Below are 26,581 nucleotides of genomic sequence, written 5' to 3' on the forward strand. Positions count from 1 at the left end.
ACCGTTACGGCGACGACCTCCTACACCACACCCAGGGACGCGACCTGTCCTGCCCTGGGCCGGGATCGTAGGCCCCGCAGGAATGCCGGGCGAGACAACGGAAGCGCTGAGCGCGGCTTTCGTGAGCGCCATGGAACACCGCAATATCCGGGACCGCGCGGAGGAACTCGGCTTCTCGCTCAACCCAAGCCCGGCAGGGAATTTCGCTCAGCTAATCCGGGATCAGCACGTAATCTATGGCCGCGTCATCCGCGAGGTTGGCCTGCCCGTGCAGTGACCAAGGCGCGCTGTCGTCCGGGAGAGCCTGCCGATAGCGTCCGAACCTTTTCCGATATGGAGACAAGGCCGATGCCCCTGACCCGCCGCACCCTGCTCGCCTCCACAGCTGCTGCGGCTGCAGCTGTGTCCAGCACCCCGGCGAGGGCGCAACAATCCATTATCAGGATCGGCGTGTTGAACGACATGTCGGGCCCCTATCGTGATGCGAGCGGGCCCACCTCAGCTGCTTGCGTGCGCCAGGCAGTGGAAGAATTTCGGAACGCGCACGGAGGTCTGGAGGTCGAAGTGTTGACCGCAGACCATCAGAATAAGCCGGATGTCGGGTCCAATATCGCACGGCAGTGGATTGACCGTGATGGGGTGGACCTGATCGTGGACGTCGGAAACAGTGCCGTAGCACTCGCAGTCAATAGCGTCTGCCGGGACAAGGACAAGGCCTATATCAACTCAACCGCTGGCACGACCGAGCTAACCGGCGCGCAGTGCAGCCCGGTCTTGGTTCACTGGACTTATGAGACCTGTGCGCGGATAGCGCATGAGGCGCTTTATGGCTGAGTGCGATTGCTGAGTTCAGCGGACTTGCAGTCCTGCCGGATGGAGGGCCCGGGAAGATTGCTCAGCTCATGCTGCTGGGTTGGTGAGCAGGGTGAGAGAGCGGCGAAGGTTGTAGGCGATGGCGGTGAGATGGACTTGCAGGGTAGCCTTGGCCAGCCCTCGCCATCGCATGCGGCGCAGTCCGTAGCTGCGCTTCCAGGTGCCGAAGATCTTCTCAATGCGGCAGCGGACACGGTGGATGTCGTAGTTCCAGCGGCGGAGCTTGCGCAGCGTGTCATCACCAGGGCGACCCCACATGCCGGTCTGCACGATGCGGGGTGTACCACCGCGGGCAGCGATCGCTGCGCCGAAGATGTGGCCACGATAGGCGCTGTCGGCATAGACCTCGCCGGGTGCTTCAGGCAAGGCGCCGCCGCCGGCTCGGCCGTCATGCACATTGCCCGGCGTCACGCAGAGCGCCTCGACCAGCGCGGTATCGGCATCGGCGCCGACATGGGCCTTGAAGCTGTGGATCGCCTTGCGCCGCTGATGGCCGGCCCAGCCCGCCTCCGGATCGGCATGGCTCGCCGAGGCGATCACGGTGGCGTCGACCAGCGTGCCGGTCTTGACCGTGATCGCCTTGGCCCGGAGCTGACTTGTGACCGCATCGAACAGCACCTGGTCGAGGCCGCAGGCCACAAGCTGAGCCCGCAGCCGCACGAAGGCTGTGCGCTCAGGCGTTGGCTCATGCGCCGAGAAGCCGCAGAAGCGCCGGAACGAGCCGCGATCATCGAGCGCTTCGGCCAGCCGCACGTTGGACAGGTCATGCCAGACCGCGATCAGCATGGCCTTGAACAAGGCCAAGGGCGGCCAGGCCGGCTCGCCCTTCGCAGCACAGGAGATATCCCGCAGCTGGTGCTCGACCGGCACCCAGTCGATCAACTCCAGCAGTCTGTCCAAGGTCGACTGACGTGCAGCACTTTCAGAGCTGAACACCAACATATCCTGGCCAATCCGACGACGCGCCATGGAAGCCTCCGCCGCTGATCGCTCACAGCGAATCAGAGCCAAGGCCCACCGTCCAGCGCTATCCGCGCACAGGTCTCATTACGACAACTACATGCTGTCGCGCTCCACTGGTGGAGCTCTCGTCAAGGCCGGCGGCGACAGCTGGTTCTTCATCACCGCCGACTATGCCTTCGGCCACTCCCTGGAGCAGGAGACATCGAGCTTCGTGCGCGAGGCTGGCGGCAAGGTCCTTGGAAGCGTCCGGCATCCCTTCCCGGCGACCAGCGATTTCGCCTCCTTCCTTCTGCAGGCCCAAAGCAGCCGCGCGAAGGTGATCGGTCTGTGCAACGCGGGCAATGATACCGTGAACACCGTCAAGCAAGCCGCCGAGTTCGGCATTACGCGGCGCGGCGTGAAGTTGGCAGGCATGCTGCTCTTCATCACCGACATCCACGCCCTCGGCCTCCAGACCGCGCAGGGGTTGGTTCTGACCGAAAGCTTCTATTGGGACCTGAACGACCGCACGCGCGCCTTCACCCGCCGTGTCCTGCCGAAGACCGGCGGCATGCATCCCGCAATGAGCCATGCAGGATGCTACGGCGGCACCATGCATTATCTCAAGGCGGTAGCGGACCTCGGCGTCGCCGAAGCCAAGCGCAGCGGTGCAGCGGCGGTGTCACGGATGAAAGCCATGCCGACCGATGACGACGCCTTCGGGGCCGGCCGGATCCGCGAGGATGGGCGTAAGCTGCACCCCTCATTCCTGTTCGAGGTCAAGAGGCCCGAGGAAAGCCGCGGCGGATGGGATTACTACAAGCTCCTGGCAACGACCTCCGCCGATCAGGCTTTTCGGCCGATCGACAAAGGTGGCTGCCGGCTCATCAACTCGTAGCGGCTGCTGAAGCGCATGCTGGCGGAGCGGGATGCCGACAGCGCCATCGCAGCCGTCCGGCTGGCCAGGCCTGCCACGGCCGCGCCCTCTTGTTCATCGCTCGAGACCGGCTCAACCTAGCCCCGAATCCGGCTGGGCAAACCGTAGTCCTCGGCCGCGCCGTTCGGTGCAGTCGTGACGCTTCTGCATGCCGAAGGCTGAGATGGAGACACGAGCATGACGATCCGCCTCACCCGCCGCGCTGCGCTCGGCGCTGTCACGGCACTCGCTGCGCCCGGCCTGTCGCAGGCGCAGCGTGGCGCCGACCCCCGCGTGCTGCGCTTCGTGCCCCAGGCGGCGCTGACCAATCTCGACCCGATCGCGTCGCTGGCCGGCGTGGCCGTCAATCACGGCTACTATGTCTTCGACACGCTCTACGGTATCGACGCCCGGATGCGCGCGCAGCCGCAGATGGCGGAGGGGCATAGCGTTTCCGATGACGGCCTCGCCTGGACCATCCGGCTGCGCGAAGGGCTGTTCTTCCACGACGGGGAGCCGGTGCGCTCGCGCGACTGCGCCGCCAGCCTCAGGCGCTGGGGCGGCCGCGACACCTTCGGCCGCACCCTGGCTGCGGTGGTGCGGGACTACGAGACACCCAACGACCGCACCCTGGTCATTCGCCTCGCCAGGCCCTTTCCCCTGCTGCTGGACGCCATCGCCAAGGCCGGCACCGCCCCGGCCTTCATCATGCCGGAACGCCTTGCGGCCACCGATCCGGTGCGGCCGGTGCCGGAGATGATCGGCTCCGGCCCCTACCGCTTCCTGGCCGACGAGTTCGTCGCCGGCAGCCGCGCCGCCTATGCGCGCTTCGACCGCTACCGGCCGCGGACGGAGACGCCGGAATGGACGTCCGGCGGCAAGGTGGCGCATTTCGAGCGCGTCGAATGGCACATGATGCCGGATGCCGCGACCGCCGCCTCGGCGTTGCAGGCAGGCGAGGTCGACTGGTGGGAGCAGGTCGCCGCCGACCTCATCCCGGTGCTGCGCCGGTCGCGTGACATCACCATCGCGAATGGTGACCCGGCCGGATATATGGGCGTGCTGCGCTTCAACCACCTGCAGCCGCCCTTCGACAAGCCGGCGGTGCGCCGCGCCGTGCTCGCCGCCATCGACCAGCCGGACTTCATGGCGGCGGTGACGAACAGCGACCCGAGCGCCTTCAATGTCTGCCACTCCTTCTTCCCCTGCACCACGCCCTATGGCCGCCCGCCGGCGCAGGACCCGATGGCCTCGCCCGGGCTCGACCGCGCCCGGGCCTTGCTGCGCGAAAGCGGCTATGCCGGCGAGCGGGTGGTGATGCTGAACCCGGCGGACTTCACCTCCATCGCCCCGCTCGGCGTGATCGGGCAGGACCTGCTGACGCGTATCGGCTTCAATGTGGAGTTCGTCACCACCGACTGGGGCACTGTGCTGAGCCGCACACTCAACCGCAACCCGCCCTCCCAGGGCGGCTGGAACATCTACCCAGTCTGGTGGAGCGGCATGGGCATCGTCACGCCGACACAGAACGCGCTGATCCGCGGCCAGGGCACCGGCGGCTGGAATGGCTGGTACGAGAGCGCCGAGATGGAGGCGCTGAACGCCGAATGGCTCAGCGCCCCGGATGAGGCGGCGCGGCTCGCCATCGGCATGCGCATGCAGGACCTTGCCTTCCGCGACGTCCCCAGCGTGCCGCTCGGCCAGTTCTTCATCCGCACCGCCTATCGCCGCTCGCTGACCGGCGTGCTGGAGGGGCCGCGCCCGGTGCCCTGGAATGCGAGGCGCGCCTGATGCCGGAGGTGCCGCCCGTCGCTGGCTATCTCGACCGTCTCTCGCGCCGCCCCGGCGAGCGCTTCACCGCCCATGTGAGCCTGCGCGACCCGGCCCCGTGCCGCGTGCGCGTCCTGCGCGTGGTCAGCGGCGACCCGAACCCCGCGGGGCCAGGCCTTGACCTGCGCCCGGTGCCGGGCCTGGAGGAGATCCGCTTTGAGGGCCGACACCAGCCGGTGCCGATCGGCTCCTGCGCCATGATCCGGCGCGGGCCGCGCTTCGGGGCGACGGAGCCCCGCTGCTGGTCGGCCCTGGTCTGGATGCGTGGCGAGCAGGCGGCGGCGACCGTCCTCTCGGCCGAGGGGGAGGGGCTGGCCCTGGCGCTGCGGGCCGGCACGGCGGGTGCCGAGGCCGAGGTGACGCTCGGCACCACCACCTGCCGCCTGGCGATGGGGGTGGCGCTGGCGCCGCGGTGCTGGCACCGCCTATGGCTTTCGCTTGATCCGTCCACCGGGCGCGTCCTGCTCGGCCAGTCCGGCGCCGGGGCCATGGAGACGGCCGAGGCGAGCCTGCCGGTGGGCCCGGCACCGGCGACGGATGGCGTGGTCGTCGCGGCGCGCGGGCTGGACGCCCCCCGCGACCACTTCACCGGCAAGATCGAGGCGCCGATGGCCGCCGCCGCCTTCGTCGCGGCCTGGCCCGAGCCGCTGGACGTTCCGGCTGAGGCCGCCGCGGCCCTCCGCGCCGCCTGGGATTTCTCCCGGGGCATCGGCACCGACACCGTGCACGACACCGGGCCGGACGGGCTGCACGGCGTGCTGGTGAACGCGCCGACCCAGGCGGTGGTGGGTGCGCGTTGGAGCGGCGAGGAGAGCTGCTGGCGCCACGCGCCGGGGGATTACGCGGCGATCCATTTCCACGCCGACGACCTCGAGGATTGCCGCTGGGCATCCTCCTTCCAGTTCGACGTGCCGGAGGGCATGGCGAGCGGCTGCTACGCCTTCCACATCGCCACCGATGCCGGGGAGGACTGGCTGCCCTTCTACGTCCTGCCGCCGCGCGGGCAGGCAGGGGCGGCGGTGGTGTTCCTGGCCTCCACCTTCACCTACCAGGCCTATGCCAACCACGCGCGCGGCAATGCGGACGAGGCCTACCGGGCGCGCGTCACGGCCTGGGGCGCCTATCCGCACAACCCGGACCAGTACGGCGCCTATGGCACCTCGACCTACAACCGCCACCCGGATGGCAGCGGCATCGCGCTCTCCTCCCGCCTGCGGCCGGTGCTGACGATGCGGCCCGGCTTCCTCACTTTCGACGATGCGCGCGGCTCCGGCCTGCGGCACTACCCGGCCGACACCCATCTGCTGGCCTGGCTGGAGGCGCAGGGCATCCCCTTCGACGTCGTCACCGACGAGGATCTGGACGACGAGGGCGCGGCGCTGATCGCGCCCTACCGCGTCCTGCTGACGGGCACCCATCCGGAATACCATACCGGCCGGATGCTCGATGCGCTGACCCACTACCGCGATCATGGCGGAAGGCTGGTCTATCTCGGCGGCAACGGCTTCTACTGGCGCATCGCGCGCGACCCCGCCCGCCCGCATCTGATCGAGGTCCGGCGCGCCGAGGGCGGCATCCGCGCCTGGGATGCGGAGCCAGGCGAGTACTACCACCAGCTCGACGGCCAGCTCGGCGGGCTGTGGCGGCGCAACCGCCGGCCGCCGCAGGTGCTGGTCGGCGTCGGCTTCTCGGCCCAGGGCCTGTTCGAGGGCACCAGCTTCCGCTGCCTGCCCGCGGCGCGCGCATCCGAGCATGCCTGGATCATGGAAGGCGTGCCGGAGGAGTTCGGCGATACCGGCCTGTCCGGCGGCGGGGCGGCGGGGTTCGAGCTCGACCGGGCCGATATCCGCCTCGGCACGCCCGCCAATGCCGTGATCCTGGCGCGATCAGGGCCGCCGCCGGCCTCTTTCGTGACCGTGCCGGAAGAGCTGCTGTCCCATGTCGCCACCGTCACTGGCGAGCCGCCGCGGGACCTGCAGCGCGGCGAGATCGTGTATTTCGCCGTGCCGGGCGGCGGTGCGGTCTTCTCCGTCGGCTCCATAACCTTCTGCGGCAGCCTGTGGGACGGTCGGGCCTTTGCCGGGCCAGTCTCCCGCCTGCTGGAGAATGTGGTGCGGCGCTTCATGGCGGCCTGACCGATATCCGTCCGGCGGCCATCCGAAGCCCAGGCTGGCATGTCGCCGCATGCTCACCGCTGCGCCTGCTACGGTGATCTGAAGCGCTGCATGCTAGATCCCCAGCCGATCCCGGATGCGGCCCTCCAGCACCTTGGCCATCACGCCGGCCCGCCAGAAGCCATGGAAGGGCATGGGCCGGATCGGCGTCACCGGCATGGCGATCTCCCCGGCCGGCGTGCCGGTCGCCAGGCGCGCGACCTCGCCACCCATCGCGGTCGAGAGGGCGACGCCGCGGCCGTTATAGCCCAGGCAGCAGATCAGCCCCGGCGCGGGCTGGTGGATGTGCGGGTAGTGGTCCGGCGTCATCGCCAACTGGCCGTTCCAGCCATGCGTCCACTCGGCCCCCTGGAGAGCGGGCCAGAGGCGCTCCGCATAGCGCAACAGATAGGCGACGGGGGAGGGATCCCCGATTGGGCGCTGCGGCCCACGGCCACCCATCAGCAGGCGGTTCCGCTGATCGACCCGCAGGTAGACGGTGATGTGCCCGCTTTCGTAGAGCGAGGCGCGCATCGGCATGACCTGCCGCACCACGGCCTCGGGCAGCGGCGCCGTCGCGGCGATCGAGCTGAAGACCGGCACCACGCTGCGGCGGAGCCCCGGCTGCAGATCATCCGTATAGCCGTTGGTGCCGAGGATCACCGTCTCGGCCGTGACCGTCCCGGTCGGTGTCGCAACCTGCCAGCGCCCCTCGGCGCGGGTCAGCGCGGTCACGGGGGTGCCGCCATGCACCGCGGCGCCGGCCTGCATGGCGGCGCGCGCCAGTCCGCGGGCATAGTCGAGCGGCTGCACATCGCCGCCGCTCGCATCGCGCATCACCGCGAGATAGCGGTCGGTGCCCGTCGCCTCATGGGCCGCATCGCGCTCCAGCAGCGTCACCGGCAGGCCGCGGCGCATGCCCTGCTCGGCGGAGCGGCGCACGCCCTCGGCATGTGCGGGCTGATAGGCGGCGCGCAGCGTGCCGCCCTGACGGGCGTCGCAGGCGATCTGCCAGCGCCGGATCAGGGCGAAGGTCGTCTCCGGCGCGCCCCAGGCGAAGCGGACCATGCGGGTGCCGAGTTCCGGCCCGAAATCCGCCTCGACCTGGTCGGGGTCGGGCTTGAGCCCGGGATTGACCTGCCCGCCATTGCGGCCGGAGGCGCCCCAGCCGGGCTCGTTCGCCTCCAGCACCACCACATCGACGCCACGCTCGGCGAGGTGCAGCGCGGTGGAGAGGCCGGTGAAGCCGGCGCCCACCACCACGACATCCGCCTGCCGGTCGCCCGCCAGCGGCGGCGTCTGCGGCGCCGGGCGGGCGGTCGCGGCGTAGAGGCTGGGCGGTAGGGGCGTCATCGGGCGGAGCCTAGCCCTTCTGCAGGTTGTAGAAGAGCGGCATGCCGGTGAGCATCCCCGTCAGGTTCCGGCGATAGGCGGTGAGGTCCCGCCACTGGCCCGTCGGGATATAGGGCACGTCGATGAAGGCCTGCTCCTGCAGCCGTCGCGCGATCGCCTGCCGGGCCGGCTGGTCCGGCGCCTCGACCCATTGCGCGCGGAGGGTCTCCAGGGCCTCGCTGGTCGGCCAGCCCGGCCAGGCGGAGAGGCCGTTGCCGCGCAGCGCGAGATGCGATGTCGGGTCCCAGAGGTCGAGGCCGGGGAGCAGCGTCGTCGTGCAGCTCCAGCCGCCCTGGTCGACCGGCCCGCGATTGGCGCGCCTTTGCAGCCAGACGCCGAAATCGACCGGAATGATTTCCACATTGAGGCCGGCGCGGCTGAACTGGTCGGCGGCGACGTCCACCTGCCGTGCCATCGTTCCGAAATTCACCGCCGACAGGAAGCCGATCTTCTCGCCCTTGTAGCCGGCGGCCTGGAGCGCGCTGCGCACCCTGGCCGGGTCACGCGGGGCGTTCAGCGCCTCCATCCCGGCATCGGAGGCCATGGGCGAGTTCGGGCAGAAGACGCCGACCTTGGCGTTCCAGAGCGCGGGGTCGTTGCCGGCGACCGCCGTCATGATCTCGGCCTGGTTGACCGCGCCGAGCAGCGCGCGGCGGATCGCCGGGTTGTCGAAGGGCGGCTGCAGGTGGTTCAGCCGGAGAATGCCCATATTGCCGGCCGGGTTGTAGCTGCCGACCACCACGTTGCGCTCGCGGCGCACCACCGGCAGCAGGTCGAGCAGCAGGTCCTCGTACCAGTCGATCTCGCCGCTGACGATGGCCGCGGCGGCGGTCGAATGATCGGGGATGATCTGCCATTCCACGCGCTCGATGAAGGCGCGCTTGGGGCCGGAGGTGAATTGCGGCACGCCGTCCGGGCGGGGCACATAGCCCTCGAATTTCTGCCAGACGGAGCGGGCGCCGTTCAGCCGCTCACTGGCGAGATAGCGGTAGGGCCCGCTGCCCACCACCTCCATCACCTGCTTGGTCGGGTCGGCGGCGAAGAGGCGCTCGGGCATCATCACCGGGATGTAGCTCGTGCTCTTGGCCAGCGCGTGCAGCAGCAGCGGGAAACGGTGCTTCAGCCGGAAGAGGATGGTGCGGTCATCGGGCGCCGAGAGCTCATCGGTCGCGGCCATGAGCATCTGGCCCATGACATCGACGCGGCCCCAGCGGCGAAGGCTCGCCACGCAGTCGCTCGCGCGCACCGGCTCATTGTCGTGGAAGCGGAGGCCCTCACGGAGGGTGATGCGCCAGAGCCTGCCATCCTCCTCGGTGACGTGGCCGGCCGCCATCTGCGGCTGCGGGTTCAGCGCATCGTCCATGCCATAGAGCATGTCGTAGCTGAGCAGCGCCAGGTAGCGGGTGGAGAAGGCGGTGCTGAAGAGCGGGTCGAGGATGGTCGCATCCGCATTCGGCTTGAAGCGGATGACGCGGGAGCCCTGTGCCTGGGCCAATGAGGGGGCCGCGAAGGCGGCGGCCCCGGCCGCTTGCAGGAAATGCCGTCGCTTCATGGTCCTGCCTCGCCTGTCAGGGGTGGAGCTAGCTGGCCCAGGAGTCTGCCATTGACCGGGTGATGATGCCGTCCTCAAGGTCGCGCGCGATCAGCGCCGCCGGGCGCTCCGCCGGCTGCCCGTAGCCGCCGCCGCCGCCGAGGCTGATGGTGACGACGTCGCCGCGCCGCAGCGGGAAGGAGACCTTGCTGTCGAGGCTGATGACCTCGTTGCTGCGGCGCACCTCGCATCGGCCCGAGGCACCCTTGCCGCCGCCGAAGAGCCCGGCCGCGGCGCCGGTGAAGCGGTCGCTGTAGTAGGAGACCAGCGCCTCCTCGGCGAGGATCTCGTAGCTGCGGCTGAAGCCGGCGCCGCCGCGCCGCGCGCCGAGGCCGCTGCTGTCGGGCCGCAGCGCGTATTCCGTGACGCGGAAGAAGGAGAAGTCCTGGTCCATCGCCTCGACCGGCGTGTTGGAGCAGTTGGAGAGCGGGTTGTCGACGGCGTCGCAGCCGTCATTGCCGATGCCGGCGCCATAGCCGCCGCCATAGACCTCGAGATAGACCGACCAGCCCTGCGGCCCGAGCCAGGAGAGGCAGAAGGCCGTCGTCGTGTCATAGCCCTGGGCGATGGCCCGCTCCGGCGTGGCCTGCGAGACCGCCATCATCACCGCGTTCCAGGCGCGCGAGGCCGAGATCATGCGGGCCCGCACCGGCGCCGGATGGTTCGGGTTGAGCAGCGAGCCTTTCGGTGCCGTCACGGTGATCGGCCGCAGCGCGCCGTCGTTGAAGGGGATGTCGGGGCTGGTCAGCGCCGCCTTGAGGCAGGAGACCGAGGCGGAGATCAGCGAGGCGAAGGGACAGTTGAGGTTGGTGCCGACCTGCGGATCGGTGCCGGCGAAATCGACGGCGATGGATTCGCCCGCGACAGTGACCGCGACGCGCACGGTGATGGGCCCGCGGCCGAGCCCGTCATCGTCCATCTGCGCCTCGCCGCGATAGGTGCCGTCCGGAACCTGGGCGATGGCGGCCCGCATCCGGCGCTCCGAATAGTCCTGCAGCGCGGCCATGGTGGCCTTCACCTTGGCCGTGCCGTAGCGCGCCGCGAGTTCCTGGACCCGCAGCACGCCGATATTGTTGGCGGCGATCTGCGCATCGAAATCGCCCATGGTCTGCTGCGGCACGCGGACATTGGCGCGCAGCAGCCGCTGGAAGCCGCCGCCATGCCAGTCGCGCGCCATGTTGAGCTTCATCGGCGGGATGATGAGACCCTCGGCATAGACGTCGCGCGCGGCGGCGTTGAGCCCGGGCGCGCCGCCGCCGAGGTCGAGGTGATGCGCGACGGAGGCGGCGAAGCCGATCACCTCGCCGTCGACGAAGATCGGGTGGAAGAAGAAGACGTCCTGCAGGTGCTGGCCGCCTGAATAGGGGTCGTTGATGACGAGGAAGTCGCCCTCCTCCAGCGTCTCCTTCGGGAACATCGCCTTGCAGGGCTGGAAGATCGGCCCGATGCTGCCGAGCTGCATCGGGATCAGCTCGGCCTGGGCGACGGTGAAGCCCTCGGCGTCGAGCAGCGCGGCCGAGCCGTCACGGGCCTCGCGCAGGATGGTGGAATAGGCGGAGCGGATGAGCTTCACGCCCATCTCGCGTGCGGCGGCGATCACCGACTGGCTGAGGATCGCGTATTCGACGGGATCGAGCTGCATGGCTCAGCCTTCCTTCCGTAGCAGCATGTTTCCGGCGGCATCGCGCGCGCCGCCCCAACCGGGCGGGACCCAGGTGGTGGAGGAGTAGCCCTCGATCAGTGCCGGGCCCCGCACCACCTCGCCGATGCCGAGCGTCGCGGCATCGGCAAGGCGGGCCTGCACCGTGGCGCCGCCGGTCACGACCTCGGCCGTCGCCGGGCGCGCCAGTTCGGCGGCGCGCTCCCGCACCTCGGGCAGGGCGTCGAGGCGGCGGCGCAGGCCGAAGCGGAGGCCCACCAGCTCCACCTTCCGCCCCGGCTCGCCGCCATGGAGATAGACCCGGCGGTGCTCCTCCGCGAAGCGCTCCGCCAGGTCGGCGGCGGAGAGCCCGGCGACCGCCGCCGGATCGACCGTGACCGGGATCTCGAAGGCCTGGCCGATGAAGCGCATGTCGAGTTCGAGGCTCGGCTCCAGCGGGCCGGTGAGTCCGAGCTCGGCGAATTCCGCCTCGGTCGCCGCGCGCAGGCGGGCGCAGTCGGCGGCGATGGCGGAGGGCGTCCCCTCGTCGAGCGCCAGGCGCCGCGTCGCACCGCGCACCTTCACGTAATCGGCGGAGAGCAGGCCGAGCGCCGAGATGACGCCAGGGTTGGGCGGGACTAGGATCTCGCGGATGCCGAGCTCCTCGGCGATCTCGGTGGCGAGCAGCGGGCCCGCGCCGCCGAAGGGCAGCAGCGCGTAGTCGCGTGGATCGCGGCCGCGCTCGGTGGAGACGAGCTGCATGGCGCGCACGATATTGGCGACGGCAAGGCGGATCGCCGCCGCCGCCGCACCTCGGATATCGGTGCCGAGACGCCGTGCCACATCCTCGAAGGCACGGTGGGCGGCATCGGCGTCGAGCGACATGCCGCCGCCGAGGAAGGCATCCGGCCGGATAGTCCCGCGCACCACATGCGCGTCGGTGACGGTCGGCTGGGTACCGCCACGGCCATAGCAGGCCGGCCCCGGCTCAGCGCCCGCACTGCGTGGACCGACGCGCAGCATGCCGCCGTCGTCGATCCAGACCAGGCTGCCGCCGCCCGCGCCCACAGTGACGATGTCGAGCACCGGCGTGCGGATGGGCAGCCCGTCTACCTCCGTCTCGGCGGCGAGCGCGGCCTCGCCATTCTGAACCAGCGAGACATCGGTCGAGGTGCCGCCCATGTCAAAGGTGACGAGGTTGCCGCGCCCGGACCGCGCCGCCTGCCGGATCGCGCCGACGACGCCGGCTGCGGGGCCGGACAGCAGGGCGGAGATGGCATTGCGCCGCATGGCCGCCGCCGGCATCCGACCGCCGTTGGACTGCATGACGCTGAAATGGCCGCGGAAGCCGGCGCCGGCCAGCGTCGTCTCAAAGCGGGAGAGGTAGCCGTCGATCACCGGCTGCACATAGGCGGAAAGCGCGGTGGTCGAGGCGCGCTCATATTCGCGGAACTCCGGCGCGACCTCATGGCTGGCGGCGATGGTGAGGCCGGGCAGCGCGGCCGCGATCAGCTCCTTCAGCCGCATCTCATGCGCGGGAGAGGCATAGGCGGAGAGCAGGCAGATGGCGACGGCGCGGTAGCCGCCGGCGGCGAGGGCAGGCAGCAGCTCGCGTGCCACCTCCGCCTCGTCGAGCGACTGGATGACAGTGCCATCGGCGCCGATGCGCTCGGCGACCTCGAAGCAGTCGCGCCGGCGGACGGGCGGCGCGGGCTTCGCATAATGCAGGTCGTAGATGCGGCGGCGGTCGTGCCGCTGCATGAAGAGGATGTCGCGGAAGCCGCGGGTGGCGATGGAGGCGATGTCGGCGCCGCGGCGTTCCAGGATGGCGTTGGTGGCGACGGTGGAGCCATGCACCAGGTCCGTCACCGCCTCAGCCGGGATGCCGGCGGCGCCGAGCGCGTTAAAGGCGCCGATATCGGGGCTGCGTGGCGTCGAGGGAACCTTGATGACGCGCACCTCGCCGCGATCGACCGCGACCAGATCCGTGAAGGTGCCCCCGACCTCGATCCCAACACGCATGCTTTGCTTCCAGACCTGCTGAAGGATAGCTTAACGCATCACGGTGGCTCTGCAACCAGATTGAAAATGCCCGGGTAAATTTTTCAATGAACGAGGAACGCCTTAAAGCCACGGTGATGGCTGACACATCCTCCCCGGACACCGGCCGGGCCGGGCCGGAGCGGGAGCCCGTACTCGGAGGGCGGCTGCGCGGCATGCGCCAGCGCCGGGAATGGACTCTGCAGGAGGTCTCGATCCGCAGCGGTCTTTCGGTCGGCATGCTGAGTCAGATCGAGCGAGGGGTTTCCTCGCCCTCGATCCGTTCGCTGCAGAAGCTCGCTGAGATCTTCGCGGTGCCGATCGGCTGGTTCTTCAGCGACCCGGGCGCCACGCCCCAGGGTCCGGCCTGGGTGCTGCGCCGGGCGCAGCGCCGCGTGCTGGACCTCTCGGCCAAGGGCATCACCAAGGAACTGCTGAGCCCGGAGGACGACGGGAAGATCGAGCTGATGCTGATCACCATCGAGGCCGGCGGCTCCTCCGGTGAGTCACCCTATCGGCATGCAGGGGAGGATGCCGGGACGGTGCTGGAAGGTGCGCTGGATCTTGAGGTGGATGGCGTTGCGAGTCTTCTGCAGGCAGGCGATTCCTTCCGCTTCCTCAGCACCCTGCCGCATCGCTTTGGCAACCGGGGGCCGCTACGGTGCATGGTCCTCTGGGCGGTGACGCCGCCGCTCTACTGACGTGCGAAGCCGCTTACGGCAGGCACCCACTCTCCTTTGGGCTGCATAGCCTAACGCGAGGCAACGACCCAACATGGTGAGGCTCGGCCGGCGCATTCACCTATGTGACGAAACCGGTGTGAAAGGCCCAGCTTACCCCGCCTTCGGACTCTCGGAGCCCGCTTCGGAACGGACGGGTAGGCCCGTAATGGGGTGAGCGGCGGTGGTCCGCAGCGTCCGAGGGGGGCTGGCGGCCTTCGGGGCTGCCAATGTAGACTCCTCGCCGCTGGGCGCACCTTCGCACGGACCGGGTGGTGCCGCCGCCTCGCGCACGACTACACCAACACCTTCTTCGTCCTCGCCGCCGCTACCGACCAGTGCCCCTTACATTAAGGAGACGATCGGTCTAATTGGTACCGTGGATATATTGCTTTCCGCTCAGGCCCCAAAACGCCGCGGCAGGCCACCGAAAGATGGTAGTGCCCATGCGGATACTAGGGAGAGGCTCCTTCGGGCTGGCGTTGCGATCCTGACGGAGAAGGGGTTTGCAGCGGTCGGCCTGGACGAAATCCTGAGCTCCGTCAGCATCCCCAAGGGATCTTTCTACCATTATTTCGGGAGCAAGGATGAGTTCGGCCTCGCGCTGATCGATGCCTATGCCGCGTATTTCGCCGCAAAGCTCGACCGCTGGTTCACCGACGCTGCGCGGTCTCCGCTGCAGCGGCTGAGCGATTTCGTGGATGACGCCAAGTCGGGCATGGCGCGCCACGGCTTCCGGCGGGGTTGTCTGGTCGGCAACCTCGGGCAGGAAATGGGCGTGCTGCCGGAGGTCTTTCGCGTCCGGCTGCACTGTGTCCTTCTCGACTGGCAGGCGCGAACCGCAGCCTGCCTGAATGCGGCGAGAGACGCCGGCGAGATCGCGCCGGACGAGGATTGCGGCATGCTCGCAACTGTCTTCTGGATCGGGTGGGAAGGCGCCGTGCTCCGCGCGAAGCTGGAGCGCAGTCCCGATGCCTTGGACATCTTCGCCCGCGGCTTCTTCGCCGCCCTGCGGCCGCGCCGCCTCTCAGCCTCCCTTATGCCAGGAGCCCCGGATGTTCGACGCTGTCCTGATTGAGAAGAGCGACCATGGGTCGCATGCCACGCTGACGAAGGTCGAGGAGGAGCGCCTCCCGCCTGGCGACGTCACTGTCCGCGTCGCCTATTCGACCCTGAACTACAAGGACGCGCTCGCCATCACCGGCAAGGGGCCCGTCGTCCGCAGCTTCCCCATGGTTCCCGGCATCGACTTCGCCGGCACCGTCGAGCAGTCGAGCGACCCGGCTTACACGGTGGGCGACAAGGTCGTGCTGAACGGCTGGGGTGTCGGCGAAGCCCGTTGGGGCGGGCTGGCCGGAAAGGCGCGGGTGAAAGGCGACTGGCTCGTTCCGTTGCAGTCGCCCTTCACCCTTCGCCAGGCCATGGCGATCGGCACCGCGGGCTACACCGCCATGCTGTGCGTCATGGCGCTGGAGCGGCATGGCGTCACGCCGGATGGGGGTGAGGTCCTGGTCACGGGCGCGGCCGGCGGGGTCGGCAGCGTCGCGGTCGCCCTGCTAGCGAAGCTCGGCTACCGCGTGGCCGCGATGACCGGGCGCCCCGAGGAGGCCGGCTACCTCTCGGCGCTCGGCGCGGGCGAGGTCATCGACCGCGCCGAGTATACGCAGCCAGGCAAGCCGCTGGCCCGCGAACGCTGGGCCGGTGCGGTGGACGTGGCCGGTGGCCAGGTCCTGGCGAATGTCTGCGCGGCGATGAAATACCGGGGCACGGTTGCGGCCTGCGGGCTGGCTGCCGGAATGGCGCTGCCCGCGACCGTCGCGCCCTTCATCCTGCGCGGCGTCACACTGGCGGGCATCGATAGCGTCATGTGCCCACGTGCCGAACGCCTGGAAGCCTGGCGCCGCCTCGCCAGCGACCTCGACTGCGGGAAGCTGGACGCACTCACCAAGGACGTCGCGCTGAACGAGGTCATCCCGGCCGCCGATTTTCTGATGGCCGGCAGGATTCGAGGCCGGATCATCATCCCCGTCAACCCAGACGCCAACTGAGCCCAGCTCTTAATTCCAGACGAAGGTGACGTGATGCCCACGCAGACCCAGTTCCCGATCAGCCGCTTTCCCGTGCCGACGCTCGAGGAGATGCCGGACGACATCCGCGAGCGGCTGCTCGTGGTGCAGGAGAAAGCGGGCTTCATCCCCAACGTCTTCCTCACTCTCGCGCACCGGCCGGAGGAGTTCCGCGCCTTCATGGCCTATCACGACGCCCTAATGGACAAGCCGGGCGTCCTGACCAAGGCTGAGCGCGAGATGATCGTGGTGGTGACCAGCAATGCGAACCAGTGCCAATACTGCGTCGTCGCGCATGGCGCCATCCTTCGGATCCGGGCGAAGAACCCGCTTATTGCCGACCAGGTCGCCATCAATTACCGCAAGGCCGACATCACGCCGCGGCAGAAGGCGATGCTGGATTTCGCCATGAAGGTCGCCTTCGAGGCCTATGCCGTGGGAGATGACGACCTCGCCTCCCTGGCGCAGCACGGCTTCGGCAAGGAGGAAGCGTGGGACATCGCCGCGATTGCGGCCTTCTTCGGCATGTCGAACCGGATGGCCAATGTCACCAGCATGCGGCCAAACGACGAGTTCTACACGATGGGCCGATGATCAGGGCCAGATAACCCCAAGCACGCCGCCATCGGCTGCAGGCTCCTGCGCTCGCTCGGACCAGCAGCGCGCGCAGATAGAGCGGTGCCTAAAGCCGCCGCTCATTATGCCCGAGCGCAGCCAGGAATGGCGCAAGCCAGCTGTCAGGCCATTCTGCGGAACTCGAGAGCATCAGGCTCCAGATGCCCGACAAGCCGCTTGCTGCACCAGCGGCAGGCCGCATACCCTTCTACCCAAATGAGACAAAGCCTCCGAAAGCAAAACGCCTCGCTTGTCTCCCATGCATCCAACGGTAGACAGCGCGGGCCAGAACCAAGGGCAGGGGGAATCCAAGGTGACGACGAGACGCTCTCTTTTGGCCGGGGCCGCCGCCGCCGTGCCGCTCATTGGCCGCAGCCGAGCACAGGGCGCGCCGGTGATGAGGATCGGCGTGCTGAACGACCAGTCCGGTGCCTATCGCACCAATGGCGGTCCGGGATCGGTCGCCAACACCAGGCTCGCGGTGCAGGAACTGGGGGCCGCCCGCGGCCTCAATGTCGAGGTGCTGGTCGCAGACCACCAGGGCAAGCCCGATGTCGGGCTGAACGCCGCGCGCCAGTGGTTCGACCGCGACGATGTGGATGTCGTGATGGACTTCCAGAACTCGGCGATCGCGCTGGCCGTCGCCGGGCTGGCACGCGAGAAGGACAAGGTGGCAATCGCCTGCAACGTCGGCACCAGCGACCTGACCGGCGCGCGTTGCTCGCCGAACACGCTGCATTGGGCCTACGACACTCAGATGCTGGCGCGCGTGATCGGGGGCGCGCATGTCCATGCCGGCAACGACACCTGGTTCTTCATCACCGCCGACTACGCCTTCGGTCATGCGCTCGAGAAGGACACCGCCAACTTCGTGAAGGCTGCGGGAGGTAAGGTGCTCGGGGCTATCCGGATGCCTTTCCCGGGAACCGACTTCGCCTCACCATTGCTGCAAGCACAGCAGTCGCGCGCCAAGGTCATCGGCTTCGCCAATGCCGGGACCGACACGGTTAACTGCATCAAGCAGGCCGCGGAATTCGGCATCACCCGGCGCGGCCCGAAGCTGGCCGGCATGTTGCTGCAGATCAACGACATCCACGCTCTCGGGCTGGAGGCCGCGCAAGGCCTTACCCTGGCAGAGAGCTTCTACTGGGACTTGAATGACCGGACCCGCGCCTATGCCAAGCGGATTGGCCCGGCCATGGGCGGCGCGATGCCGAACATGTCCCAGGCTGCCTGCTACGCCGCGGCGCTGCACTACCTGAAAGCGGCGGCCGATATGGGCGCCGCCGAGGCGAAGCGGAGCGGCGCCGCAGCCGTGGCGCGGATGAAGGCGATGCCGGCCGAGGACGACGTGTTCGGCCGCAGCACCCTCCGCGCGGATGGGCGCGTGCTGCACACCGCCTACCTGTTCGAGGCCAAGGCACCGCAGGAGAGCCAAGGCACCTGGGACTACTACAAGGTGGTCGCCACCGTGCCGCCGGAGCAGGCCTTCAGGCCGCTCAACGAGGGCGGCTGCACCCTGGGCTGAGGCTGACCGTCGGAATGGCCCATGCCTCCGGACGTGGCGGCGCTGGGCTTCCGCATATGGTGGCAGCGCAGCGCAAGACCGCGCTAGCGCTGTTCACGCGTCCTGCATGCCGGCATGGTGCACGACGCGCAGGCGGCACGGCAGTGCGCCGATATCCACCGATCCGCTCATCGGATCGGTTGCGCCACGGTAACTCAGCGCGGCATTGACGTTGATGTCCAGCGCGGCGAATTCGGGCCCCGGTGCCTCCGGCAGCCACCAGCCCATGCCGGTGGTCAGAACGCCGGGCTGGGTCCGGTCGGTGATCGTCACCCGGAGCCGGCAGGCGCCCGGGCCGCCCGGCAGTTCTACCTCGACCCAGTCCCCCTCTGTGACACCGCAAGCCGCCGCAGTGTCCGGATGGAGCCGGATCTCCGGATCCGGCGAGACCTTGCGTGCCCAGGCCTGATCTCGGAAGCGGGAGTGATGGTAGGTCTTTTCACGGAAGCCGGTCTGCAGCAGCAGCGCATGGTCCGGCGCCGCGGCAGAGGGCGGCGGCAGGAAGCCCGGCAAGGGGTCCAGTCCATGCCGCGCGGCGATCTCCGAGTAGAGCTCAAGCTTTCCGCTCGGAGTTGCGAAGCCGCGCCGCGCGAAGTCGCCCAGTTCGTAGGGGAAATGCGCGTAGCCGTCGCGGCGAAGCCCAGCCAGCGAGACCCCACTGTCTCCTAACAGGAAAGCGTTGAACTCCGCCTGGCTGCGCCAGGGCAGCAATTCGGCGGTGAGGGCGCCGCGGGCGCGCAGCCGATCAAGCAGATCGACCGCGATCTCCAGGTCGTTGCGCGCCTCGCCGCGTGCAGGTACGGCGGCGGTATAGGCGATGTTCGGCCCTGACGGATCAAGGGTGACCTCTTCCTCCTCCAACGTTGTCGTCTTCGGCAGGACGAGGTCGGCGATGGCCGCTGTCGGCGTCATGGTATGGGCCGCGACCGCCAGCACCTCCAGCGAGCGCAGCGCGGCCAAGGTACGGCGCGCGTCCGGATAGGTCACCGCGATATTGACCCCGCTGACATAGGCGGCACGGACCGGGTAGGGCCGGCCGGTCAGCATGGCCTCAATGACGGAAGGATTGTGGCAGGCGGTCTGCCAGCCCTCCGGCCCGGCCCAGAGCGGGTAGGCGTCAGCACCGATGGTCTGGCGCTCAATAGCCTCCGGCAGGCGGAAGCGCGGCTCGTGCAGCAGCTCGAGATAGGTGCGGAAACCGGCAGGTTTTTTGACCCGCCGGTTGCCGCCCGGGCGGTCCAGATTGCCGCTGATGGCGACCAGCGCATGAAAGGCGCGGTAGGTCTGCACGCCGTTGCTTGCTGCATCGATGCCGTGGCCGCCGACGAAACAGGATGGGCCCTCGGCGTAGAGCTTGGCGGCGCGTTCGATGGCCTCGGCCGGAACGCCGGCGATTGCGGCGGCCCAGTCCGGCGTGCAGGGCGCCACACGCTCCGCCAGCGCCTCGAAGCCATGACACCATCGTGCAACGAAGTCCGTGTCGTAGGCCCGGTCGCGGATCATCGCATGCAGCAAAGCGAGGCCAATGGCGCCATCGGTACCCGGTCGTGGCTGCATCCAGACATCGGCCATCTCCGCCGCCGGTGTCCGGAAGGGATCGAGCACCACCAGCCGCGCGCCGCGGGCCTTGGCCCGCCTGAGCTCGGCCCATTGGATAGGATCTGCGGCATGCGGGTTGCGCCCGACCAGCAAGGTGCAGCGGGTCGCCTCAATATCCTCGCCGCGGCCGATATTTAGCCCGGTGAGGCGGTCGCTGACCGCGCGGCAGCCGCCGCAGAGATCCTGATTGATCATCCAATTTGGCGAGCCGAGGCTGCGGAGCAGCAGCGCGACCACCGCACCGCGGCTGAAAAACGCTCCACTGACTGCGCCGACCAGCGCCAGCGGGCCGTGTTTAGAGCGCACGGCGGCTAGGCCATCGGCCAGCTCATCCAGCGCCGCGTCCCAGGACACCCGCTGCCACTGGCCACTGCCGCGCTCGCCCACCCGACGGAGCGGGTGCAGGAGGCGGTCGGGATGATCGGTCCAGTCCTGCAGGCCGCGAATGCCTTTGACGCAGAATGCGCCCTTCGATGTCGGATGCGCGGGGTTGGGAGCGATCCTGGCGACGCGGCCAGACTCATCCAGCGTCAGCAGGGCGCCGCAGAGCGTGCCGCATTCCCAACAGGTGCTCGGGATGATGGAGGCTGTCATGCCACGAAGGGTGTCACCCCGGACGGTGGTGCGTCTAGTCGGGGCATGCGAGGCGAGCGGTTGCGCTCGGGTTGGGAGGATCGCCTCGCCCGCAAGGAACGGCAGCGTCCCGGCTGCCGCCCACTCGGCCCGTATCGTCATCCACGCGCGATCCGGAGAAGGGGCGCGACAACGGTAAGCCTTCCGGAACCGGCCAATATCGACATAGCCTGGGGCTATGAACGACCTCTTCGATCTCGAGCGCTTCGTACGGGCCCAGGGGCCGGTGATGGCGGATGTTCACCGTGAACTCCGGGCGGGACGCAAACGAACGCATTGGATGTGGTTCGTCTTCCCGCAGCTCCGCTCCCTTGGCCGAAGCTCAACTGCCCAGCACTACGGGATCGCCTCGCTGGCCGAGGCACAGGCCTATATGGCGCATCCCCTCCTCGGGCCGCGGCTCATGGAATGTACCGAGCTTGTCTGTGCGGTTCAGCATCGGTCCGCGCGTGAGATCTTCGGCAGCCCGGACGACCTCAAGCTCCGATCGTCCATGACCCTGTTCGCGGCGGCGCAGCCAGAGGCGACGGTGTTCGCCGACGTGCTCCATCGGTACTTCGAGGGCAGGGCGGACCAGCTTACCATCGAACTGCTCGGGGCGGGCTGATATGCGACCAATCCAGCGCATTCTATGCAATGCGGCGGCATTGGCCGCGTAGGGCAGGATAGGGAAAGCCACTGGCCTCCTCATTGGCGTGTTGCTGAACCAGCCTCGCCATCCCCTTCCGTGAGGCGCAACTGCCTGCCCCAATCGATGGAATAAGGACTTGAGGGCCGGAACCTTCGCGGTATGAATCAGTTCACATCATGCTGCAATGCAGCATGGCGCTGCCGCCCGCAGGAATTCCTCTATGCCAATGTCCGCTACAACCCGAATGCTTGCCACCAGCCGAGGCCTGCTCATCGGCGCTGCCGCCTTGGCCGGACTTGCCGTAACGAATACTATTCTGGCGCGGCGGGCGGAACGCCAGCATCCGCCAAAGGGCCGCTTTATTACGGTGGACGGTGTCCGCCTGCATTACACAGATCATGGCCGCGGCCAGCCCATCCTACTCATCCACGGCAATGCGGTGAGCGGCGAGGATTACGAAACCAGTGGTCTCGCCGCGCGGCTACGGGAGCGGCACCGGGTCATCATTATCGACCGTCCCGGCTTCGGCCATAGTGAGCGGCCACGCGGCCGGCTTTGGACCGCGATGGAGCAGGCAGTGTTGTTGCGCCGAGCGATGCATCAGATAGGCGTTGAGCGGCCGATTGTAGTTGGTCACTCCTGGGGGGCGATTGTCGCGCTCTCCTTGGCGGCGCGATACCCGGCAGAGACGGCGGGGCTGGTGGTGTTGTCTGGCTACTACCACTGGACGCTACGGCCGGATGTGTTGCTGGTGGTGCCGGGTGCGGTGCCGGTGCTGGGAGACCTGTTACGTTACACAATCTCGCCCGCCCTGGGGTGGCTGCTGATGCCTCTGCTGAAGCGCGGCATGTTTTCGCCGGCGCCGATTCCGGCGCGGTTCCGCGCCGAATATTCGAATGCAATGGCCTTACGACCCTCGCAAATTCGTGCCACCTCGACAGATGGTGCACTCATGATTGCCGGCGCATTGCAGTTACGCGACGACTACGCGACGCTGCCGATGCCGGTGGCCATCCTCGCGGGGGAGGGTGACAAGGTGGTCTTCGCCAAGCGCGCCAGGCGGCTGCACGCCGAGATCCCCGGCAGCACGCTGGAGGTTCTGCCGTATGTTGGGCACATGGTGCATCATTCGGCGCTGGAGGAGGTAGCGACAGCCGTTGAGCGGGTTGCCGCGGCCGCGTTTCCCAACATCGTGCCTGGGGTGATGAACCAGGCCGCCTAGCTTGGTGTACTCATCAAACCGGCGGACAATGCACGGGCCCTGGCTGAACGTCGAAATCGCCTGTAACACCTGTTCTTGGGTCCCGCGAGAACCATCATGCAAGAACTCCACGGCTTCGCAGTCGGCCAGAGCGTCGAAATCATCCCCGGTCGGTACGATGGCGACATTCCGCGCGGCGCCTATACGATCCTGCGCCTGCTTCCTAATGAGGGTGCCGACCGCGAGTATCGCGTGCGCCACCAGCTCGACGGCCAAGAGCGTGTGGCGCGAGAGAGCCAACTACGTCCCATCTAACCCTGCCCCTAGGCTGAGGCAGCAGCCGGGAAAGCCTGGATGCGTCGGATCGGCCGACGGTACTGTCAACATGTCCCTCACCCTCGGTCACAAGCCAGGCATGCCCTTATCCAACCTGGTTGATTGCGACGAGCCTGAAGCCTCACATCCATCGAGGCCGGATAACAAGGATACCCCGTGGTTCAAGCCAATAAGATGAAGTCCGACGCCGTCGATCCGACTGAGGAGGCGCTGATCGAAGAGGAGGTCGCCTACCTCTCCAAGCGGCACCGCGTATCGCCTGCCATCGTGCAGGAGATCATCCGCCGCACCGGCACGAGCGAACGCTCTGCAGTCGAGCGCGAGATCCGCAAGGGCATGGCGCGCCGCTGAACTGGTCAATGGCGGGCCACCCCCGTGCTGACCTTGCCGACCCGCTTCGCCACGATACCCCTGTGCTTTGCACCGGCAGTCTCGCAGCGCAATTGATAGCACGCCGAGGTGTCGCTGGCCGGCGCCAGCCGTTGGCGTTCAGGGTAGTGCTGCGAACCTGGCACCGGGTCGGCGCACGGCTAGCAGCATTCTTCGGCGTCGATGACACGATCGAGCGCTGGCGCGGCAAGCGGATCAGCGCCAAAAGATCTATCGGGATACGGTAGTGGCTCCTCTACCCTCGCGTTCCTGGCCGCTCTGCTCCGCCAGCAGGTCACCCCCATCACCCGCCTGATGCTGATCTCGACCGGCTAGCCCACCACGCCAACCCGACACCATCGGGTGCCCTCGAACCAAAGGTGAGCGCCTGCCAACCCTGGCCGAAGTGCTGGCCAACGAGACCACCCGGTGGCAGCGCCTGATCGTGTCTGGCTGGGATGGCGGAAGCGAGCGCATTGTGGAGCTCTGCTCCGACACCGCCATCCCGCCACATGCCAGCGAGTTGCCAGCAGCGATATCCATTTTGGCTTCGCGCTTATTGGACGTCATTAACGTCACGGATATGTGCCGGACGGACGCTGCCGCTCCGCCTATTCGCTCCCACACGCCATCCGGCGCCACTAAGTTTACGGTAACGGGACGAGAGCCAATGGGCGCCAATTATACGCTGCAGATCCTGCATGCATCGGATTTCGAGGCGGGGCTTGCCGCCCCTGATCGTGCCCCTCAGTTCGCGGCGATCGTTGACCGGCTTGAGGATGCGTCACCGAACAGCATCACGCTGTCTTCCGGCGACAATTTCATCCCCTCGCCCTTTCTCAATGCCGAGGGTGATGCGAGCCTGGCCGAACCGCTGCGCGAAGCCTATGCCGCGTTGCTGGACGTACCTGTCGGGCAACTCCCCAGCCTCACCCAGGACCTCGGCCGCGTCGACATGGCCGTGCTGAGCGCCATCGGAGTGCAGGCCAGCGTTTTCGGCAACCATGAATTCGACCTTGGTACGACGGTGCTGGCGAATGCGATCGACTTCGCCGCAGGCGAGTATGGCATCACCGCGCTTGGCCCGCTTTTCCCCTATCTGTCTGCCAATCTTGATTTCTCCAGCGATGCGCCGCTCAGCCGCATTTATGCAGCCGAACTGCGCGACGCAGCCGACTATGCTGCCACTGCCGAGGGCATCGCGGCACCCGAGGCAGCGGCGGATGCACCACGCATCGCCCCCTGGACAACGATCGAGGAGAATGGCGAGACGATCGGCGTCCTGGGCGTCACGACTCAGATCCTCGCCTCCATCTCCTCCGTCGGCGGCGTCGAGGTGCTGGATCCGAATGGCGACGGTGCCATCGACAACACGGACGAGCTGGCATCGATACTCCAGCCCTATGTCGACCAGATGACGGCGCAGGGGATCGACAAGGTGGTGCTGCTCAGCCACCTGCAACAGTATCAACTCGAGCTCGACCTCGCCACCAAGCTCTCGGGCGTGGATGTCATCGTCGCTGGCGGCAGTCACGCGCTCTTTGCCGATGACGGCACGCGGCTCCGCGCCGGCGATGCGCCGGCCGAGGGCTACCCGGTGATCCAGACCGGCGCTGACGGCAACCCCGTTGCCGTGGTCAATACCTCGAGCGAATACAGCTATGTCGGCCGCCTGATCATAGGCTTCGACGAGAGCGGGGTCATCATCCCCGCCGAGACGGACACTGCCGAGAGCCGCCCTTATGCGACGACCGACGAGACTGTTGCCGAGCTTTGGGGAAATGGGGATCCCTATGCCGAGGGCAGCCGTGGCGCCATCGTGCGTGACCTCACGGATGCGGTCGATCAGGTCATTGATGCCAAGGATGGAGAGGTTTTTGGCTTCACCGATGTCTACCTGGAGGGCCGCCGCACCGCCGTGCGTGCGCAGGAAACCAATCTCGGCGACCTGACCGGCGACGCCAACCTCGCTGCGGCGCGCGAAGTGGACCCGACCACCGCTATCAGCATCAAGAATGGCGGCGGCATCCGGGCCGAGATTGGTACCTACGGAACGGATGCCGTGCCCGAGCCGCTACCGCCGCAGGCCAACCCCGATGCGGTTAAGCCGGCAGGTGGGGTCAGCCAACTCGATATCGAGAATGCACTGCGCTTCAACAACGGCCTCTCGCTGGTGACGGTCACCGCGGAAGGTCTGAAGGCGGTGCTCGAAGGCGCCGTCACCGGTGTTGCGCCCGGCACCACCCCAGGAGCTTTTCCTCAAGTCTCCGGCATCGAGTTCTCCTTCGACCCGGCCCTACCCGCGGGGGAGCGCGTGCAGAGCCTCGCCCTGGTGGATGACGCGGGGGTGCCGACCGAGGTGCTGGTGCAGGACGGCAACATCGCGGTCGATCCCGCACGCGAGTTCCGGGTCGTGACACTCAACTTCCTGGCCGAGGGCGGTGACGGCTATGCCTTTGACGAGTTCGCTACGGGCCGGGTGGACCTTTATCAGGGCGATGATAGCTCCTTCGCTGCCGAGGGGCGCGAGCAGCAGGCACTGGCTGACTTCCTTGCCGCCGAACACGGGACGCCGGAGACGGCCTTCGACGTGGCGGAGGTGCCAGCTGCGCAGGATGAGCGCGTGCAGAACCTTTCCGTCCGTGACGATACCGTCCTCGAAGGCGCGGCTGGTGGCGGTGGCGAAGAACCGGTTGATTGGCATGCGCTCGCCGCACAGGTTCTCGCAAACTTTGAGGCGACCGGATTCTGGTACCTCGACGGCGTGGGGCTCGACGCAATCGATCCCTCCGAGCCGCAGGACTGGAATGCCCTCGCGGCCCAGGTGACCGCGAACTATGAGGCGACGGGCGTTTGGTACCTCTGAACCAGAGGTTGGCAGGGAACGCACAGACATCTTGATCCGGGCGTGGCAGCCAGACCCCGGTTCCGCAGAAATGCGGAATACGCTTGCGCGCCTTGCAGGCTGGCTCGCGGGCGGGTCTGGGCAAAACGGAGTTCCAGCGCCTCGGAGCCGTCCGGCGGCAACACCAGGGAGCCCTGTGCCGAGGATATAGCGACGACACATCCTCGGCTCGGGGTGAGGATGGCCCGGCTGGCTCTGCCGTCGGCGTGGGTCCTCTCCATTCTCGAAGACCGCGCAGTTAATCGGACGTCGCTACCAACAACGCCTGTCGGAAGACGGCGAGTGGCACTTAAGCCTGTTTAGGCACCTCAGCTACTTATCCCCATCTACTCCTGAGGTGAACACCGCGAACCGCTTGGCGGGGCAGAAAGGCGGGGAGAATGTGGGCGGAGCGGCATCGGGCCGCCATGCGGTGGGCCCGAAACAGATAGTTTCCTCGCATACTGTGCGGGAGGTGGCGAATGGCCGGAGCGGGTTGAACCGCCGAGGCTACGCCAATCCGACAACCTTTCATGCCGGCAGCAGCTGGACACGAGAGGCGGCGGTCCAGGCTGCCTGATCCGC

The 26,581-nt window shown here is 68.0% G+C and carries 21 protein-coding genes; 15 read left to right on the top strand and 6 right to left on the bottom strand.

The annotated features are described in order from the left end of the window. The first annotated feature begins 130 nt into the window (after positions 1 to 130). Positions 131 to 277: a hypothetical protein gene (locus BLR02_RS31140; protein ID WP_408735538.1), complete on the top strand. Its 147-nt coding sequence runs from the start codon at positions 131 to 133 to the stop codon at positions 275 to 277. A 71-nt stretch (positions 278 to 348) separates the two neighbouring features. Further along, positions 349 to 834, top strand: coding sequence for an ABC transporter substrate-binding protein (locus tag BLR02_RS23605; RefSeq protein WP_090664855.1), 486 nt, complete (start codon positions 349 to 351; stop codon positions 832 to 834). A 66-nt stretch (positions 835 to 900) separates the two neighbouring features. On the opposite strand, the gene BLR02_RS23610 is transcribed toward BLR02_RS23605, so the two are convergent. Continuing rightward, positions 901 to 1,842 (bottom strand): IS5 family transposase, encoded by a 942-nt coding sequence (locus tag BLR02_RS23610; RefSeq protein WP_090664856.1) that lies wholly within the window; start codon positions 1,840 to 1,842, stop codon positions 901 to 903. A 91-nt stretch (positions 1,843 to 1,933) separates the two neighbouring features. On the opposite strand from BLR02_RS23610, the gene BLR02_RS23615 reads away from it, so the two are divergent. From BLR02_RS23615 to BLR02_RS23625, 3 genes are all read left to right on the top strand, one after another. Continuing rightward, positions 1,934 to 2,713 (top strand): ABC transporter substrate-binding protein, encoded by a 780-nt coding sequence (locus tag BLR02_RS23615; protein WP_245704924.1) that lies wholly within the window; start codon positions 1,934 to 1,936, stop codon positions 2,711 to 2,713. 216 nt (positions 2,714 to 2,929) lie between these two features. Beyond that, a complete protein-coding gene (locus BLR02_RS23620) occupies positions 2,930 to 4,522 on the top strand; it encodes an ABC transporter substrate-binding protein (protein ID WP_090664858.1) in 1,593 nt (530 codons plus the stop codon). Beyond that, a complete protein-coding gene (locus BLR02_RS23625; RefSeq protein ID WP_176849768.1) occupies positions 4,522 to 6,696 on the top strand; it encodes a N,N-dimethylformamidase beta subunit family domain-containing protein in 2,175 nt (724 codons plus the stop codon). Before BLR02_RS23620 ends, BLR02_RS23625 begins: the two co-directional genes overlap by 1 nt. Positions 6,697 to 6,789: 93 nt before the next feature. Here the strand turns inward: BLR02_RS23625 and BLR02_RS23630 are convergent, their stop codons facing one another. From BLR02_RS23630 to BLR02_RS23645, 4 genes are read right to left on the bottom strand one after another with little or no spacing between them, the layout of a single operon-like run. Then, positions 6,790 to 8,067 carry an NAD(P)/FAD-dependent oxidoreductase gene (locus tag BLR02_RS23630; RefSeq protein ID WP_090664859.1) on the bottom strand — a complete coding sequence of 426 codons (1,278 nt, stop codon included), beginning with the start codon at positions 8,065 to 8,067 and terminating at the stop codon, positions 6,790 to 6,792. 10 nt (positions 8,068 to 8,077) lie between these two features. Further along, a complete protein-coding gene (locus BLR02_RS23635) occupies positions 8,078 to 9,658 on the bottom strand; it encodes an ABC transporter substrate-binding protein (protein WP_090664860.1) in 1,581 nt (526 codons plus the stop codon). A gap of 28 nt (positions 9,659 to 9,686) precedes the next feature. Further along, positions 9,687 to 11,339 (bottom strand): hydantoinase B/oxoprolinase family protein, encoded by a 1,653-nt coding sequence (locus BLR02_RS23640; RefSeq protein WP_090664861.1) that lies wholly within the window; start codon positions 11,337 to 11,339, stop codon positions 9,687 to 9,689. Between the two features lie 3 nt (positions 11,340 to 11,342). After that, positions 11,343 to 13,358, bottom strand: coding sequence for a hydantoinase/oxoprolinase family protein (locus BLR02_RS23645; protein ID WP_090664862.1), 2,016 nt, complete (start codon positions 13,356 to 13,358; stop codon positions 11,343 to 11,345). Positions 13,359 to 13,474: 116 nt separating this feature from the next. Here BLR02_RS23645 and BLR02_RS23650 point away from each other — a divergent pair, with 116 nt between their 5' ends. The 5 genes from BLR02_RS23650 to BLR02_RS23670 all read left to right on the top strand — a co-directional run bounded on the left by BLR02_RS23650 (position 13,475) and on the right by BLR02_RS23670 (position 18,304). After that, positions 13,475 to 14,077, top strand: a complete 603-nt coding sequence (locus BLR02_RS23650; RefSeq protein ID WP_176849769.1) for a cupin domain-containing protein — start codon at positions 13,475 to 13,477, stop codon at positions 14,075 to 14,077. Positions 14,078 to 14,474: 397 nt separating this feature from the next. After that, positions 14,475 to 15,173, top strand: coding sequence for an acrylate utilization transcriptional regulator AcuR (acuR, locus tag BLR02_RS23655; protein WP_218127548.1), 699 nt, complete (start codon positions 14,475 to 14,477; stop codon positions 15,171 to 15,173). Further along, positions 15,151 to 16,143 carry an acrylyl-CoA reductase (NADPH) gene (acuI, locus tag BLR02_RS23660; protein ID WP_090664882.1) on the top strand — a complete coding sequence of 331 codons (993 nt, stop codon included), beginning with the start codon at positions 15,151 to 15,153 and terminating at the stop codon, positions 16,141 to 16,143. Before acuR ends, acuI begins: the two co-directional genes overlap by 23 nt. A 33-nt stretch (positions 16,144 to 16,176) precedes the next feature. Next, positions 16,177 to 16,755, top strand: coding sequence for a peroxidase-related enzyme (locus tag BLR02_RS23665; protein ID WP_090569098.1), 579 nt, complete (start codon positions 16,177 to 16,179; stop codon positions 16,753 to 16,755). Between the two features lie 334 nt (positions 16,756 to 17,089). Then, positions 17,090 to 18,304, top strand: a complete 1,215-nt coding sequence (locus tag BLR02_RS23670; protein ID WP_245704925.1) for an ABC transporter substrate-binding protein — start codon at positions 17,090 to 17,092, stop codon at positions 18,302 to 18,304. Positions 18,305 to 18,397: 93 nt separating this feature from the next. On the opposite strand, the gene BLR02_RS23675 is transcribed toward BLR02_RS23670, so the two are convergent. Then, positions 18,398 to 20,536 (bottom strand): molybdopterin-containing oxidoreductase family protein, encoded by a 2,139-nt coding sequence (locus BLR02_RS23675; RefSeq protein ID WP_176849770.1) that lies wholly within the window; start codon positions 20,534 to 20,536, stop codon positions 18,398 to 18,400. Between the two features lie 217 nt (positions 20,537 to 20,753). On the opposite strand from BLR02_RS23675, the gene BLR02_RS23680 reads away from it, so the two are divergent. The 5 genes from BLR02_RS23680 (at position 20,754) to BLR02_RS23695 (ending at position 25,978) form a co-directional block, all read left to right on the top strand. Next, on the top strand, positions 20,754 to 21,182 hold the full coding sequence (locus BLR02_RS23680; RefSeq protein WP_090569108.1) for a DUF1810 domain-containing protein: 429 nt from the start codon (positions 20,754 to 20,756) through the stop codon (positions 21,180 to 21,182). Positions 21,183 to 21,450: 268 nt separating this feature from the next. Next, positions 21,451 to 22,428 carry an alpha/beta fold hydrolase gene (locus BLR02_RS23685; RefSeq protein ID WP_176849771.1) on the top strand — a complete coding sequence of 326 codons (978 nt, stop codon included), beginning with the start codon at positions 21,451 to 21,453 and terminating at the stop codon, positions 22,426 to 22,428. Between the two features lie 96 nt (positions 22,429 to 22,524). Beyond that, positions 22,525 to 22,722, top strand: coding sequence for a hypothetical protein (locus BLR02_RS23690; RefSeq protein ID WP_090664867.1), 198 nt, complete (start codon positions 22,525 to 22,527; stop codon positions 22,720 to 22,722). 195 nt (positions 22,723 to 22,917) lie between these two features. Beyond that, the gene (locus tag BLR02_RS29740; RefSeq protein ID WP_176849772.1) at positions 22,918 to 23,094 is read left to right on the top strand and encodes a hypothetical protein; all 177 of its coding nucleotides are present in this window, start codon (positions 22,918 to 22,920) and stop codon (positions 23,092 to 23,094) included. 424 nt (positions 23,095 to 23,518) lie between these two features. Beyond that, on the top strand, positions 23,519 to 25,978 hold the full coding sequence (locus BLR02_RS23695) for a bifunctional metallophosphatase/5'-nucleotidase (protein WP_176849773.1): 2,460 nt from the start codon (positions 23,519 to 23,521) through the stop codon (positions 25,976 to 25,978). Positions 25,979 to 26,581: the final 603 nt, after the last annotated feature.

The sequence above is a fragment of the Belnapia rosea genome, from assembly GCF_900101615.1.
GTDB lineage: Bacteria > Pseudomonadota > Alphaproteobacteria > Acetobacterales > Acetobacteraceae > Belnapia > Belnapia rosea.